This is a genomic window from Streptomyces sp. NPDC101165 (genome assembly GCF_044768135.1).
GTDB lineage: Bacteria > Actinomycetota > Actinomycetes > Streptomycetales > Streptomycetaceae > Streptomyces.
In genome coordinates this window covers 161,848-176,977 of record NZ_JBIWPG010000020.1, presented here as the reverse complement: position 1 = coordinate 176,977, position 15,130 = coordinate 161,848, and the positions used below count along the sequence as shown (strand labels likewise).

Sequence of the window (15,130 nt, the reverse complement as noted above, 5' to 3'; positions counted from 1 at the left end):
CACTCCAGAAACACCCCATTCCCTACCTCCTAGGTATGGTTCCAGCCATGCCACCCACCGACCGCTCCCGAGACCACGCCGGTCAGGGCGCCGCGACCACCGTCGCCGCCCACCGCGTGCGTCGCCGGCTGCGCGCGGACCGGGCCCGGCAGCTCGCCGACCTCCTGCGCCACCAGCTCCTCACCGGCGCCTTCGAGGACGGCACCCTCCCCCACGAGTCCACCCTCGCCACCGACTACCGCGCCTCCCGCAACACCGTTCGCCAGGCCCTGGACCTGCTTCGGGCGGAAGGCCTGGTGGAGCGGTTGCCGGGGGTCGGCACCGTCGTCGTCGCCCAGAAGTACCCGCACGGGCTCGACCGCCTGATGGGCCTCGCGGAAACCCTGCGCGAACACGGCCGCGTCACCAACGAGGTCCGCACCCTGGGCCCCGCCCCCGCGCCCGCCCCGGTGGCCGAACGCCTCCGTGTCCCGGCCGGCGCCGACGTCCTCTACATCGAACGCCTGCGCCGTTTGAACGGCCTCCCTCTCTCCCTCGACCTCACCTACATCCCGCTCGACATCGGAACCGCCCTGCTCGGCGCCGACCTGGAGAACACCGATGTCTTCCGCCTGCTGGAAGCCGGCACCGGCCAGCGCCTCGGCCACGCCGACATCACCCTGGAGGCGGTGAACGCGGACGCCCACTCCGCCGCCGTGCTCCAGGCTCCCCGCGGCGCCGCCGTGCTGATGCTGGAACGCCTCACGCACCTCGCCGACGGCCGCCCCGTCGACCTGGAGTTCATCCGCTTCCGCGGCGACCGCATCACCATGAGCGGCCTGCTCCGCCGGTCGCTCTGACCACCCTGCCTGACCCGTTTCCTGGAGACAGCCATGCCTTTGGCACCCCAGCGGGCCGACGTGCCCGTGACCATCGACGAGTCGAAGTGCATCGACGGCTGCACGCTCTGCGTGGACATGTGCCCGCTGGACTCCCTCGCCATCGACGAGAGCAACGGCAAGGCGTACATGCACGTCGACGAGTGCTGGTACTGCGGCCCGTGCGCGGCCCGCTGCCCCACCGGGGCCGTCACGGTCAACATGCCCTACCTGCTCCGCTGACCCCTCCGACCCGCTCCGGCGAGAGGCCGAACAACCATGAAACGCAAGGCAGTCGCCCTGTCCGCCGCCGCGCTCCTCCTGCCTCTGTCCGCCTGTGGCGGCAGCGCCGAAGCGGGCAGCGGCTCCACGGTCACCGTGACCGTCGGCTACCAGTCCAAGACCATCAACACGGTCACCGCAGGGACCCTGCTTCGCTCCCTGGGCTACTTCGAGAAGCAACTGAACGCCCTGCATGACGGCCGCACCTACAGGGTCGACTGGCAGGACTACGCCACCGGTGCCCCGATCACCGCCCAGATGACCGCCGGGAAGATCGACATCGGGTCGATGGGCGACTTCCCCCTGTTGCTCAACGCGGCCCGCGGCAAACAGCTCGGCAGCCTCACGCACCTGGTGTCGGTCACCGGCTACAACCTGCGCGGCGGCCTCAACACCGTGGTCACCGCCCCGGACTCCAAGCTCGCCTCCCTGAAGGACCTCAAGGGCAAGAAGGTCTCCACGAGCGTCGGCTCCGCAGCCGACGGCACCCTCGTACGGGCCCTGCAGCGCGCGGGCATCGACCCGAACACCGGTGTCTCGAAGCTCAACCAGCAGCCCGCCGTAGGCGCGTCAGCCCTCTCCGCCGGCAGCGTGGACGCACTGTCGCAGTTTGTCGCCTGGCCGGGCCTGCTCGCCTACCAGGGCAAGGCGAAAGCCCTGTACGACGGCGCCCAGCTGAACCTCCCGACCTTCCACGGTGTCACCGCCCGCGAGGACTTCGCCGAGCAGCACCCGGCCGTTCTGGAAGCCTTTCTGAGGGCTCAGGCGCAGGCCTCGGACTATCTCGACGACCACCCGGTGACCGCCGCGGAGAAGGTCGCCGGGGCCACCGGTCTGCCCGCCGAGGTCGTCTACCTCTACAACGGCGCCCACGGCATCGCCACCTTCGATCCGGCCGTCAAACCCCGGCTCGTCTCCGCTCTGGAGCAGGACGTCTCCGTCCTCAAGGCCGCCAAACTCACCGGCGACATAGACGTGCACTCCTTCGTCGACGACCGGTACGTGAAGAAGGCACTCGGCACCTCCTACGCCGAGCGGCTCGCTGCCACGCCCGCACCGGCCGCGAGCGAGGTATGGCCCAAGGGCAGCGAGAAGACCGTCTCCTTCAAGTCACCGAAGGAACTGCTCGCCTACGTGGCCGGGCACCGGGACGGCATCCGCGCCGCCTACGTCCCCGACGCCACCACCGGCACCCTCTGGTTCGCCGACAAGGCGGTCTGGGTGGCCGACGGTGACCGGCTGCTGCCGTTCGTGGCCCCGGCGACGGCTCAGGCGTACATCACGGCTCACGGCGGTGCCCGTACCGTCTCGTACACCGACGCACTCGGGCGGTCCTCATGACCCGGCGGCCGCTCGCCCGCTATGTGTTGCGGGTGGCGTCCCTCGCCATCGCCCTCGGGCTCTGGCAGTTGCTGACCAGCCTGGACGTCGACCTGTGGTTGCGCTTCTCGCAGTTCCCGACAGTCGCCGACGTGGCCCGGGCCTTCGCCGACCGGGTCTCCGGGGCCGACTACTGGACCGACCTCACCGACAGCCTCACCCGCATCCTCACCGGATTCGCCTTGGCAGCCGTCCTGGGCGTGGCGACGGGCGTGCTCGTGGCCCGCTCGCGCCTCGCCGAGGACCTGCTCGGCCCGGTCCTGGAAGTCGTCCGCCCGATCCCGGCCATCGCTCTCGTCCCCGTCGCGATCCTGCTCTTCCCCTCGAACGAACAGGGCATCGTCTTCATCACGTGCACCGCCGCCTTCTTCCCCGTGCTGGTCTCCACCCGGCACGCGGTCCGTGCGCTCACCCCCGTCTGGGAGGAGGCGGTGCGCACCCTCGGCGGCGGCCGGCTGCGGATTCTCGGCTCGGTCGTGCTGCCGGGCGCGCTGCCGGGCATCTTCGGCGGCCTGTCGGTCGGCATCGGCGTCTCGTGGATCTGCGTGATCTCCGCCGAGATGATCTCCGGCCAGTACGGCGTCGGTTACCGCACCTGGCAGGACTACACGGTCGTGAACTACCCGGGCGTCTTCGTCGGCATGGTCACGATCGGCCTCCTCGGCTGGGTCACCTCCACGGCTGTGGAACTCCTGGGCCTCCGCCTGACCCGCTGGCTGCCCCGCACCTCGTACGTCCCCGGCGGCCGAGCCCGTACTACGGTGCCCCGTCCCGCCGCCCCGGTCGCCGTGCAGGCCGAGGGCAACCCCGAGAACCAGCCCGAGGCCCAACACCAGGGCCACGACGAACGCGAGCAGGGGGCGCGCGATGAGCACTTCGTCTGAGACGGTCGTGACCGGCGCCACTCCTGCGGCGCCGCCGCGGGCGGCCGTACGCGGCACCCGGCTCACCTTCCGTGCCGCCGTCCTCGGCCGACCGGATGCCCCGGTCCTGCACGACGTCGACCTGGAGGTCGCGCCGGGCGAGATCCTCACCGTCGTCGGCCCCTCCGGCTGCGGCAAGTCGACGCTGCTGCGCACGCTCGCCGGGCTGCTGTCACCGCTGGCCGGGGCCGTGGAGCAGGACGGCCGCCCGCTCACCGGGCCGTCCGCCGACCGTGCGCTGGTCTTCCAGGAGGACGCGCTGCTGCCCTGGCGCACCCTGCGTGGAAACGTCGAACTCCCCCTCGCCATCAGCGGCGTACCGCGCACCGAGCGCCGTTCCCGGGCCGAGTCCTGGCTCGGACGCGTCGGACTCAGCGCACAGGCGGGGCAGTTGCCGCACCGCGTCTCGGGCGGGCAGCGCCAGCGTGCCCAGTTGGCCCGTGCTCTGGCCGACAACCCACGCGCGGTCCTCATGGACGAACCCTTCGGAGCCCTCGACGCCCAGACCCGCTCGGGCATGCAGGACCTGCTGGTGGAGGTCTTGCGCGGCACGGGCGCGACCGTCGTCTTCGTCACGCACGACGTGGACGAGGCGCTCTTCCTCGGCGACCGCGTCGCCCTCCTCGGGGCCGGCCGCGTGGCCTCCGTACGTGACGTGCCGCGTCCGCGTGACCGCGGCGCCGTCGACGACCCGGCCCGCGCGGCCCTGCGCCGCACCGTCCTGTCCTCGCTCGGCACCTGAAAGGCACCTCGGTGACCACCCCCGCCAACGCCCCCGCGCAGACCCCCATGGAGATCCCCGCCGTCACCGACGCCGAGGAGCTGACCTGCGACGTCCTCGTCATCGGCGGCGGCACCGCCGGCACCATGGCCGCTCTGACCGCCGCCGAGCGCGGCGCGGACGTCCTGCTCCTGGAGAAGGCCCACGTCCGCCACTCCGGAGCGCTCGCCATGGGCATGGACGGCGTCAACAACGCGGTCGTCCCCGGCCGCGCCGAGCCCGACGACTACATCGCCGAGATCACCCGTGCCAACGATGGCATCGTCGACCAGTCCAGCGTCCGCCAGACCGCCACCCGCGGCTTCGCGATGGTCCAGCGGCTGGAGTCGTACGGGGTCAAGTTCGAGAAGGACGAGCACGGGGACTACGCGGTCCGCCAGGTCCACCGCTCGGGCTCGTACGTGCTGCCCATGCCGGAGGGCAAGGACGTCAAGAAGGTCCTGTACCGGCAATTGCGACGGCGGGAGATGCGGGAGCGGATCCGCATCGAGAACCGGCTGATGCCGGTCCGTGTGCTGACCGCGCCGGACGACGGGCGGGCCGTGGGCGCCGTCGGCTTCCACACCCGCACCGGTGCCTTCGTCACCGTCCGCGCGGGCGCGGTGATCCTCGCCACCGGCGCCTGCGGCCGTCTCGGCCTGCCCGCCTCCGGCTACCTCTACGGCACCTACGAGAACCCCACCAACGCCGGTGACGGCTACGCCATGGCCTACCACGCGGGCGCCGAGCTGACCGGAATCGAGTGCTTCCAGATCAACCCGCTGATCAAGGACTACAACGGTCCGGCCTGCGCGTACGTCGCCAACCCCTTCGGCGGCTACCAGGTCAACCGGCACGGCGAGCGGTTCGTCGACTCCGACTACTGGTCGGGGCAGATGATGGCCGAGTTCGCGGCGGAGGTCGCCAGCGATCGCGGCCCGGTCTACCTGAAGCTGAGCCACCTGCCCGAGGAGTCGATCTCCGCTCTGGAGTCCATCCTGCACTCCACCGAGCGGCCCACCCGGGGCACCTTCCACGCCGGGCGCGGGCACGACTACCGCACCCACGACGTCGAGATGCACATCTCCGAGATCGGCCTGTGCGGCGGCCACTCCGCTTCCGGCGTCCGTGTCGACGACCACGCCCGTACGACCGTCCCCCGCCTGTACGCCGCGGGCGACCTCGCCTGCGTCCCGCACAACTACATGATCGGCGCTTTCGTCTTCGGCGACCTCGCGGGTGCGGACGCCGCCCAGTACACGGCGTACGTGGGAGAGCTTCCCACCGACCAGGTCCACGAGGCGCACGAGCTGATCTACCGCCCGCTGCGCAACCCGGACGGCCCGCCGCAGGCCCAGGTCGAGTACAAGCTGCGCCGCTTCGTGAACGACTACGTGGCACCGCCCAAGTCCGGCGTCCGCCTCTCCCTCGCACTGGAGGCCTTCGAGCGGATGCGCGCCGACATCGCCGGGATGGGCGCCCGCACCCCGCACGAGCTGATGCGCTGCGCCGAGGTCGACTTCATCCGCGACTGCGCGGAGATGGCCGCCCGCGCCTCCCTCGCCCGTACCGAGTCCCGCTGGGGGCTCTATCACGACCGGATCGACCACCCGCGGCGTGACGACGCCTCCTGGTTCCACCACCTCGATCTGCACAAGTCCCCCTCTGGTGCGATGGAGTTCACGGTCCGACCCGTGGCTCCGTATCTGGTCCCGGTCGAGGGCTTCGCCCCGGTCGGCGGTCCCTCCCGGCAGCTGGGCGAGGTCCGGCCCGAGGACATCGCCACGGCCGGCCCGCGCGATGCGGCACCGGTCGCCACCGGACCGGCGTCCTCCCGCGCCGCCGGGCCGGTGGACCCGAGCGGCGCCTCGGGCACCGCCTCGCCCCGGCTCCTCGACCTGCTGCGGCTGGCCGAGGAGGGGCCCGAACTCGCTTCCCTGAAGACCTACTTGTCCGACCCCGATCCCGCGGTCCGCCGTACGGCCGTCTCCGTCCTCACCGAGACCGCGCCGCCCGGCACCGGGCAGGCCCTGGCCGGTGCCCTCGCCGACTCCGACGCCGAGGTCCGCGCGGCCGCCGCAGCCTCGATGCGCGAACTCGTCGAGACCCTGCCGTCCGAACCCGTCCTGGGCACCACCCTCATCGGCGCGCTCGCCGAGGCGGACCCCGTGGTCCGCGCCGCAGCCCTCGATGTCCTGCGCGCCCTGCGGCTGGGCGGAGCCGCCGTGTTCGCCGCCGCGCTGGACGACCCCGACATCCCGGTCCGTATCGAGGCCGTGCGCGCCCTCGTCTCGGTCGACGCGGCCGAACCACTGGCGGGCGCCGCGAACGATCCCTCCCGGGAGGTCCGCGTGACCGTGGCCAAGGCGCTGGCCGCCGTCAGCCCGGCGCCCTTGGACCCGCAGGCCCGGGAGCTGCTCACCGGCGCCCTGGACCGGCTCACCGAGGACGCCGACCCGCTGGTGCGCGGTGCCGCGCTGGGTGCACTGGCCACTCCTGGCTGCCCGCCGCCGCTCGTCGCCCGTGCCGTTGCCGCCCTGTCCGATCCGGCCTGGCAGGTCCGCTCCGGTGCCGCCACCGCGCTGTCGGTCGCACCCGCCGATTCCGCTGTCCCCGCCCTCGCCAAGGCCCTGGCCGACCGGAACCCCGACGTGCGCAGGGCGGCGGTCCTGGCTCTGACCCGGCACAACGCCACCGAGGAGGCCCGCGCGGCCCTGGCCACGGCCACGGCCGACTCGGACGCGGATGTCAGGGCGTACGCGGCACGGGGGTTGTGACGATCCTCCGCATCGGCCGAGGCCCAGTACGGAAGAGAAGGACAGCCTCCCAGGGCCTCCGGCGCGCTATATCCAGTCGTCCGGCTCCGGCTCGTCCCCCGGCTCGGGCCAGTAGTCGTCCGGGGAGTCGCCGGGCGCGGGCGAAGGGCCGCTCGCAGGGGAGGCACCGCCCGCGGGGGAGCCACCGGCGGCCGTGCCCGGCGCGTCCAGGGAGTTCAGCACCTCGAGCACCCCTTCCCCGTACGTGGCCAGCTTCTTCTCGCCGACCCCGCTCACCGTGCCCAACTCCCGCACCGAGCCGGGCCAGGAGGTGACGATCTCGCGGAGGGTGGCGTCGTGGAAGATGACGTACGCCGGGACGCCCTGCTCCCGGGCCTGTTCGGCGCGCCAGGCACGCAGGGCCTCGAAGGCGGGGAGCAGCGAGTCGGCCAGCTCGACCGCGGCGGCCTTGGGCTTGCGGTCGCCCCGACCGGAGGAGGCGCCCGAACCCGACCGCGACGTGGCCGGTTTCTTCGGCTCCTTGCGCAGCGGCACCTCCCGCTCCCGCCGCAGCACCGAACCGCTCGCCTCCGTGAGCACCAGCGTGCCGTACTCGCCCTCGACAGCGAGCAGCCCCTGCGCCAGCAGCTGCCGGACGACACCCCGCCACTCGCCCTCGGCGAGGTCCTGGCCGATGCCGAACACCGACAGCTGGTCGTGGTCGAACTGGATCACCTTGCCGGTGCGCTTGCCGAGCAGGATGTCGACGATCTGTACGGCGCCGAACTTCTGCCCTCGCTCCCGCTGCAGCCGCACCACCGCCGACAGCACCTTCTGCGCGGCGATCGTGCCATCCCAGGTCTCCGGCGGGGTCAGGCAGGTGTCGCAGTTGCCGCACCCCGTGGCGGAGGGCTCCTGGCCGAAGTAGGCCAGCAGCTGCCCGCGCCGGCACTGGGCGGTCTCGCACAGGGCGAGCATGGCATCGAGGTGGGCGGACGCCCGGCGGCGGAACGCCTCGTCGCCCTCGCCGGACTGGATCAGCTTGCGCTGCTGGATGACGTCGTTGAGGCCGTAGGCCATCCAGGCGGTGGAGGACGTTCCGTCGCGGCCCGCGCGGCCCGTCTCCTGGTAGTAGCCCTCGATCGACTTGGGCAGGTCCAGGTGGGCGACGAAGCGCACGTCCGGCTTGTCGATGCCCATGCCGAAGGCGATGGTCGCGACCACGACCAGGCCCTCCTCGCGCAGGAACCGGGACTGGTGGGCCGCGCGCGTGCCCGCGTCCAGGCCCGCGTGATAGGGCACTGCCTCGATGCCGTTGCTGCTCAGGAACTCGGCCGTCCGCTCCACCGAGTTGCGGGAGAGGCAGTACACGATGCCGGCGTCGCCCGCGTGCTCCTCCCGCAGGAAGGCGAGCAGCTGCTTCCTGGGGTCGGCCTTGGGCACGATCCGGTACTGGATGTTGGGCCGGTCGAAGCTGGCGACGAAGTGCCGGGCCCGCGGCATGTCCAGCCGCTGGGTGATCTCCTGGTGGGTGGCGCGCGTGGCCGTGGCCGTGAGGGCGATCCGCGGGACGTCCGGCCAGCGCTCGCCGAGCAGGGAGAGGGCCAGGTAGTCGGGGCGGAAGTCGTGGCCCCACTGGGACACGCAGTGCGCCTCGTCGATGGCGAAGACGGAGATCTTGCCGCGGGAGAGCAGGTCGAGCGTGGCCTCGACGCGCAGCCGCTCCGGGGCCAGGTACAGCAGGTCCAGCTCGCCGGCGAGGAACTCCGCCTCGACCACGCGCCGCTCGTCGAAGTCCTGCGTGGAGTTGATGAAGCCGGCCCGCACGCCGAGGGCACGCAGGGCGTCCACCTGGTCCTGCATCAGCGCGATCAGCGGCGAGATCACCACGCCCGTACCGGGTCTGACCAGGGCCGGGATCTGGTAGCACAGCGACTTGCCGCCGCCGGTCGGCATGAGGACGAGGGCGTCTCCGCCCGCCACCACATGCTCGATGATCGCTTCCTGCTCACCGCGGAAGGCCTCGTATCCGAAGACCCGGTGCAGCGTGGCCAGCGCCTCGCTCGCGTCCGCGCCCGGCCCCTCGGTCGTCCTTCGCATCTCGCTGATCCCGCCCGTCGCGCCCATCGTCCTGTCCCCCGTGCGTCGTCCCTCGACCACTGCGTCCACGATAGGCGCCCGCGCCGACAGCGTCTGAAGTTGTCCACAGGTGCGAGTGACTTCTCATATCAACCCACCGACTGTTTCCGGACAGCCGATCTTGCACCCCAACGGGTGCGTCGGCTGCTGCCGAAAGGCCACCGCTCAACCCATTGGGCGCCTCTGGATGGCCACTCCCCTCGCCCGGAGACAGGCTGCTGGAGCGGGCCGGGGAAGCCCGCTCGCCGTCGGATCACGCTTCCCGCCCCGGTACACCCGCGTCTGCCCCTAGGAGCCCCGCCTCATGATCGCTCGCCTCGCCGGAGCCGCCCTCGCCCTCGTCTCGGCCCTCGCCGTGCCCGCCTCCGTGCCCGCCCACGCCGCCGGCCAGGACACCTTCACCGACCCGCAGCTGACCGCGGCGTACACGGCGACGGCGCTGTACCGCTACGCGCCGTTCGCGACCGCCGCCGGCTACGAGCCGCACGTGTGTCTGGCCCGTGCCGAGGGCGCCATGGGCTTCCACTACTTCAACGAGTCCCGCTTCGGCTCCCTCGACCCGAAGAAGCCGGGCGGCCTGCTGTACGAGGACACCGGCAACGGCGGGCGCCGGCTCGTGGGTGTGGAGTGGGTGGTCCCGGTCACCGGCAAGAACATGAAGCGGCCCCGCCTGTTCGGGCAGGACTTCCAGGGCCCGATGGTCGGCCACTACCCGGGCATGCCCACCCACTACGACCTGCACGTATGGCTCTACAAGAAGAACCCCCGCGGTCTGTTCTCCCAGTGGAACCCGACCGTGAAGTGCCCTTCGTCGGCGACGCCGGGCATGTCGAAGATGCCGGGCCACTGACAGGCGATGGCCCCGGCTCCTCGCTCGGAGGAACCGGGGCCGCACAGCCGTGGCGCGGACCTCAGCGCACGAACACTCCCGCCTGGCTCGCCAGGTTCAGGAAGTACTGCGGCGCCACACCGAGCACCACCGTGACCGCCACGCCCACCCCGATCGCCGCCATGGTCAGCGGCGACGGCACGGCCACGGTCGGGCCCTCGGGCCTCGGCTCGCTGAAGAACATCAGCACGATCACCCGGATGTAGAAGAACGCGGCGATCGCCGAGGAGATCACACCGATCACGACCAGCGGGGCCGCACCGCCGTCCGCCGCCGCCTTGAAGACGGCGAACTTCCCGGCGAAACCGGAGGTCAGCGGGATACCGGCGAAGGCCAGCAGGAACACCGCGAACACGGCCGCGACCAACGGCGACCGGCGCCCGAGCCCGGCCCACTTGGACAGGTGCGTCGCCTCGCCGCCCGCGTCGCGCACCAGCGTGACCACCGCGAAGGCACCGATCGTCACGAACGAGTACCCGGCCAGGTAGAACAGCACGGACGACACGCCGTCCTTCGAGGTCGCGATGACACCCGCGAGGATGAATCCTGCGTGCGCGATCGACGAGTACGCCAGCAGCCGCTTGATGTCGGTCTGCGTGATCGCGATGATCGCGCCGCCCAGCATGGTGACGACCGCCACCGCCCACATGACCGGCCGCCAGTCCCAGCGCATGCCGGGCAGGACGACGTACAGCAGGCGCAGCAGCGCGCCGAACGCCGCCACCTTCGTCGCCGCCGCCATGAAGCCGGTCACCGGGGTCGGCGCGCCCTGGTAGACATCGGGCGTCCACATGTGGAACGGCACCGCGCCCACCTTGAAGAGCAGGCCCATCACGATCAGGGCGCTGCCGAGCAGCAGCAGGGCGTCGTTGCCCATGGTGCCCGCGAGCGCCGGGTCGACGTTGGTGACCGTGCCGTCGACGACCTGCGCGATGCGCGCGTACGACAGCGAGCCCGCGTAGCCGTACAGCAGGGCGATGCCGAACAGCGTGAACGCCGAGGCGAACGCGCCGAGCAGGAAGTACTTGACCGCGGCCTCCTGCGACATGAGCCGCTTGCGGCGGGCCAGCGCGCACAGCAGGTACAGCGGCAGGGAGAAGACCTCCAGGGCCACGAACAGCGTCACCAGGTCGTTGGCCGAGGGGAAGATCAGCATGCCGGCGATCGCGAAGAGCAGCAGCGGGAAGACCTCGGTGGTGGTGAACCCGGCCTTCACCGCGGCCTTCTCGCTGTCACTGCCCGGCACGGACGCGGCCTGCGCCGCGAACGAGTCGACCCGGTTGCCGTGCGCCACCGGGTCCAGGCGCCGTTCGGCGAAGGTGAACAGGGCGACCAGACCGGCCAGCAGGATCGTGCCCTGCAGGAACAGGGCCGGCCCGTCGACCGCGATCGCTCCCATGGCCGCGATGTGCGCCTTCGTGGTGCCGTAGCCGTCGGCCGCCAGGGCGACCACCGCGGCGAACGCGGCACAGAGGGCCACGACGGACACGAACACCTGCGCGTAGTAGCGGGACCTGCGCGGGACGAACGCCTCGATCAGCACGCCGACCAGTGCCGCACCGACGACGATCAAGGTCGGCGACAATTGCCCGTACTCGATCTTCGGCGTGGGGATCTTCGCGATCGGCTCGGCCGCGTTTGTCCACAGGCTGTGGACGGCTGTTGCGCTCACTTGGCCGCCTCCACCGAGGGCTTGGGATCGGTCTTGTGTACGTCGGACATGGTCTGTTTGACCGCCGGGTTGACGATGTCCGTGACGGGCTTCGGGAAGACGCCCAGGAAGATCAGCAGCACGATCAGCGGGGCGACGACCACCAGCTCGCGCGCGCGGAGGTCGGGCATCGCCGAGACCTCGGGCTTGACCGGGCCCGTCATCGTGCGCTGGTACAGCACGAGGGTGTAGAGCGCGGCCAGCACGATGCCGAAGGTGGCGATGATGCCGATCGCCGGGTAGCGCGTGAACGTGCCGACCAGGACCAGGAACTCACTCACGAACGGTGCGAGTCCGGGCAGCGAGAGAGTGGCGAGGCCGCCGATCAGGAAGGTGCCGGCGAGCATCGGGGCGACCTTCTGCACACCGCCGTAGTCGGCGATGAGGCGCGAGCCGCGCCGGGAGATCAGGAAGCCGGCGACCAGCATCAGCGCGGCCGTGGAGATGCCGTGGTTGACCATGTAGAGCGTGGCCCCGGACTGGCCCTGGGTGGTCATCGCGAAGATGCCCATGATGATGAAGCCGAAGTGCGAGATCGACGCGTAGGCGACCAGGCGCTTGATGTCCCTCTGGCCGACGGCGAGCAGGGCGCCGTAGACGATGCTGATGAGCGCCAGTACGAGGATGACGGGCGTCGCCCACTTACTGGCCTCCGGGAACAGCTGGAGGCAGAAGCGGAGCATCGCGAAGGTGCCCACCTTGTCGACGACCGCGGTGATGAGGACGGCGACCGGGGCGGTGGCCTCCTGCATGGCGTTGGGCAGCCAGGTGTGCAGCGGCCACAGCGGCGCCTTCACCGCGAAGGCGAAGAAGAAGCCGAGGAACAGCCAGCGTTCGGTGTTCGTCGCCATGTGCAGCGAGCCGTTGGCGCGTGCCTGCGCGATCTCCTGGAGGCTGAAGTTCCCGGCGACCACGTAGAGGCCGATCACCGCGGCCAGCATGATCAGACCGCCGACCAGGTTGTAGAGCAGGAACTTCACCGCCGCGTACGACCGCTGGGTGGAGGCCGCCTCCTCGCCGTGCTCGTGGGCACGGTCCCCGAAGCCGCCGATGAGGAAGTACATCGGGATGAGCATGGCTTCGAAGAAGATGTAGAAGAGGAAGACGTCGGTGGCCTCGAAGGAGATGACCACCATCGCCTCGACCGCCAGGATCAGCGCGAAGAAGCCCTGGGTGGGCCGCCAGCGGCGGCTGCCGGTCTCCAGCGGGTCGGCGTCGTGCCAGCCGGCGAGGATCACGAACGGGATCAGCAGCGCGGTCAGCGCGAGGAGCGCCACCGCGATGCCGTCGACGCCCAGCTCGTAGCGGACCCCGAAGTCCGCGATCCAGGCGTGCGATTCGGTGAGCTGGTAGCGAGCACCGTCCGGGTCGAAGCGGACCAGGACGGTGATCGCCAGGGCGAGCGTGGCGAGCGAGACCAGCAGCGCCAGCCACTTCGCGGCGGTGCGCCGTGCGGCCGGTACGGCGGCCGTGGCGACGGCCCCGATGGCCGGGAGCGCCGCCGTCGCTGTCAGCAGAGGAAAGGACATCGGTATCAGACCGCCCTCATCAGCAGGGTCGCGGCGACCAGGAGTGCCGCACCGCCGAACATCGAGACCGCGTAGGAACGGACGAAGCCGTTCTGGACCCGCCGGAGCCGGCCCGACAGGCCGCCGAAGCCGGCCGCCGTGCCGTTGACGACGCCGTCGACCAGGGTGTGGTCGACGTACACCAGGGAGCGCGTGAGGTGCTCGCCGCCGCGCACCAGGACGACGTGGTTGAAGTCGTCCTGGAGCAGGTCGCGCCGGGCGGCCCGGGTGAGCAGCGATCCGCGCGGGGCGACGGCCGGGACGGGCTTGCGGCCGTACTGGGCCCAGGCGATGCCGACGCCGATGACCAGGCACACCATCGTCGCGCCGGTGACCGTGGCCGCGCTGACCGGCGAGTGGCCCTCGCTGTGGCCGGTGACCGGCTCCAGCCAGTGCAGGAAGCGGTCGCCGATGCTGAACAGCCCACCGGCGAAGACCGACCCGAACGCGAGCAGGACCATCGGGATCGTCATGACCTTGGGCGACTCGTGCGGGTGCGGCTCGTTGCCGTTCTCGTCCGGCTGCCAGCGCTTCTCGCCGAAGAACGTCATCAGCATCACGCGCGTCATGTAGAACGCGGTGATGGCCGCGCCCAGCAGGGTCGCACCGCCGAGGATCCAGCCCTGGGTGCCGCCCTTCGCGAAGGCCGCCTCGATGATCGCGTCCTTGGAGAAGAAGCCCGACAGGAACGGGAAGCCGATGATGGCGAGGTAGCCGAGACCGAAGGTGGCGAAGGTGACCGGCATGTACTTCCGCAGGCCGCCGTACCTGCGCATGTCGACCTCGTCGTTCATGCCGTGCATGACGGAACCGGCGCCGAGGAACAGCCCGGCCTTGAAGAAGCCGTGCGTCACCAGGTGCATGATCGCGAAGACATAGCCGATGGGGCCGAGGCCGGCGGCGAGGATCATGTAGCCGATCTGCGACATGGTCGAGCCAGCCAGCGCCTTCTTGATGTCGTCCTTCGCGCAACCGACGATCGCACCGAAGAGGAGCGTGACCGCACCGACGACGGTGACGGCGAGCTGGGCGTCCGGAGCCAGGTTGAAGATGGCAGCGGAGCGGACGATCAGGTACACGCCCGCGGTCACCATCGTCGCGGCGTGGATCAGGGCCGACACCGGGGTCGGGCCCTCCATGGCGTCCCCGAGCCAGGACTGCAGTGGCACCTGGGCCGACTTGCCGCAGGCGGCGAGCAGCAGCATCAGGCCGATCGCGGTGAGCCTGCCCTCGGAGGCGTCACCGGCGTGGCTGAAGACCGGGCCGAAGGCGAAGCTGCCGAAGGTGGTGAACATCAGCATGATCGCGATCGACAGGCCCATGTCGCCCACGCGGTTGACCAGGAAGGCCTTCTTCGCCGCCGTGGCCGCGCTGGGCTTGTGCTGCCAGAAGCCGATCAGCAGGTACGACGCGAGGCCGACGCCCTCCCAGCCGACGTACAGCAGCAGGTAGTTGTCGGCGAGGACGAGCAGCAGCATCGCCGCGAGGAACAGGTTCAGATAGCCGAAGAAGCGGCGGCGCCGCTCGTCGTGCTCCATGTACCCGACCGAGTACAGGTGGATCAGCGAGCCGACGCCGGTGATCAGCAGCACGAAGGTCATCGACAGCTGGTCGAGGCGGAAGGTGACGTCCGCCTGGAAGCTGCCGACCGAGATCCACGTCCACAGGTGCTGGGTCAGGGTGCGGTGTTCGGCGTTCTTGCCGAGCAGGTCGGCGAAGAGGATCAGGCCGAACACGAAGGAGGCGGCCGACAGGAGCGTGCCGACCCAGTGGCCGACGGCGTCCAGCCGCCGACCGCCGACCAGGAGGACGGCCGCTCCGAGCAGGGGCGCCGCGATGAGCAGCGCGATCAGGTTCTCCACGAT

Annotated in this window: 11 protein-coding genes; 7 read left to right on the top strand and 4 right to left on the bottom strand. The window is 71.0% G+C overall.

Annotation, left to right across the window (positions count from 1 at the left end; translation table 11 throughout):
• The first annotated feature begins 47 nt into the window (after positions 1-47).
• The 6 genes from ACIRVH_RS35470 to ACIRVH_RS35445 are packed head-to-tail and all read left to right on the top strand — an operon-like array spanning position 48 to position 6,979.
• Positions 48-839 (top strand): GntR family transcriptional regulator, encoded by a 792-nt coding sequence (locus tag ACIRVH_RS35470; RefSeq protein ID WP_403962194.1) that lies wholly within the window; start codon positions 48-50, stop codon positions 837-839.
• Between the two features lie 33 nt (positions 840-872).
• Positions 873-1,100 (top strand): ferredoxin family protein, encoded by a 228-nt coding sequence (locus tag ACIRVH_RS35465; RefSeq protein ID WP_010986276.1) that lies wholly within the window; start codon positions 873-875, stop codon positions 1,098-1,100.
• Between the two features lie 36 nt (positions 1,101-1,136).
• Complete coding sequence (locus tag ACIRVH_RS35460) at positions 1,137-2,480, top strand: ABC transporter substrate-binding protein (RefSeq protein ID WP_403962190.1); 1,344 nt, start codon at positions 1,137-1,139, stop codon at positions 2,478-2,480.
• Complete coding sequence (locus ACIRVH_RS35455; protein WP_403962187.1) at positions 2,477-3,403, top strand: ABC transporter permease; 927 nt, start codon at positions 2,477-2,479, stop codon at positions 3,401-3,403. Before ACIRVH_RS35460 ends, ACIRVH_RS35455 begins: the two co-directional genes overlap by 4 nt.
• A complete protein-coding gene (locus tag ACIRVH_RS35450; RefSeq protein ID WP_403962184.1) occupies positions 3,387-4,184 on the top strand; it encodes an ABC transporter ATP-binding protein in 798 nt (265 codons plus the stop codon). Before ACIRVH_RS35455 ends, ACIRVH_RS35450 begins: the two co-directional genes overlap by 17 nt.
• Before the next feature lie 47 nt (positions 4,185-4,231).
• Positions 4,232-6,979, top strand: a complete 2,748-nt coding sequence (locus ACIRVH_RS35445) for a fumarate reductase/succinate dehydrogenase flavoprotein subunit (protein ID WP_403962256.1) — start codon at positions 4,232-4,234, stop codon at positions 6,977-6,979.
• Between the two features lie 66 nt (positions 6,980-7,045).
• Here ACIRVH_RS35445 and recQ read toward each other — a convergent pair whose 3' ends face one another.
• Entirely contained in the window at positions 7,046-9,085 is a 2,040-nt protein-coding gene (gene recQ, locus ACIRVH_RS35440) for a DNA helicase RecQ (RefSeq protein ID WP_403962253.1), read from the bottom strand.
• 316 nt (positions 9,086-9,401) lie between these two features.
• Between recQ and ACIRVH_RS35435 the strand changes: the two genes are divergently transcribed.
• On the top strand, positions 9,402-9,947 hold the full coding sequence (locus ACIRVH_RS35435; protein ID WP_403962181.1) for a hypothetical protein: 546 nt from the start codon (positions 9,402-9,404) through the stop codon (positions 9,945-9,947).
• Positions 9,948-10,008: 61 nt separating this feature from the next.
• Here the strand turns inward: ACIRVH_RS35435 and nuoN are convergent, their stop codons facing one another.
• Genes nuoN through nuoL form a run of 3 tightly spaced genes read right to left on the bottom strand, consistent with a single transcriptional unit; the run spans position 10,009 to position 15,127 of the window.
• Positions 10,009-11,658, bottom strand: coding sequence for an NADH-quinone oxidoreductase subunit NuoN (gene nuoN, locus ACIRVH_RS35430; protein ID WP_403962178.1), 1,650 nt, complete (start codon positions 11,656-11,658; stop codon positions 10,009-10,011).
• A complete protein-coding gene (locus ACIRVH_RS35425; RefSeq protein WP_403962175.1) occupies positions 11,655-13,226 on the bottom strand; it encodes an NADH-quinone oxidoreductase subunit M in 1,572 nt (523 codons plus the stop codon). Before ACIRVH_RS35425 ends, nuoN begins: the two co-directional genes overlap by 4 nt.
• A gap of 5 nt (positions 13,227-13,231) precedes the next feature.
• Complete coding sequence (nuoL, locus tag ACIRVH_RS35420) at positions 13,232-15,127, bottom strand: NADH-quinone oxidoreductase subunit L (protein ID WP_403962172.1); 1,896 nt, start codon at positions 15,125-15,127, stop codon at positions 13,232-13,234.
• Positions 15,128-15,130: the final 3 nt, after the last annotated feature.

Coding starts and splice junctions, on each gene's coding strand:
- ACIRVH_RS35445 (WP_403962256.1), top strand. CDS start 4,232: ATGGAGATCCCCGCCGTCACCGACGCCGAGGAGCTGACCTGCGACGTC.
- ACIRVH_RS35470 (WP_403962194.1), top strand. CDS start 48: ATGCCACCCACCGACCGCTCCCGAGACCACGCCGGTCAGGGCGCCGCG.
- recQ (WP_403962253.1), bottom strand. CDS start 9,085: ATGGGCGCGACGGGCGGGATCAGCGAGATGCGAAGGACGACCGAGGGG.
- ACIRVH_RS35450 (WP_403962184.1), top strand. CDS start 3,387: ATGAGCACTTCGTCTGAGACGGTCGTGACCGGCGCCACTCCTGCGGCG.
- ACIRVH_RS35460 (WP_403962190.1), top strand. CDS start 1,137: ATGAAACGCAAGGCAGTCGCCCTGTCCGCCGCCGCGCTCCTCCTGCCT.
- ACIRVH_RS35455 (WP_403962187.1), top strand. CDS start 2,477: ATGACCCGGCGGCCGCTCGCCCGCTATGTGTTGCGGGTGGCGTCCCTC.
- ACIRVH_RS35465 (WP_010986276.1), top strand. CDS start 873: ATGCCTTTGGCACCCCAGCGGGCCGACGTGCCCGTGACCATCGACGAG.
- ACIRVH_RS35435 (WP_403962181.1), top strand. CDS start 9,402: ATGATCGCTCGCCTCGCCGGAGCCGCCCTCGCCCTCGTCTCGGCCCTC.
- ACIRVH_RS35425 (WP_403962175.1), bottom strand. CDS start 13,226: ATGTCCTTTCCTCTGCTGACAGCGACGGCGGCGCTCCCGGCCATCGGG.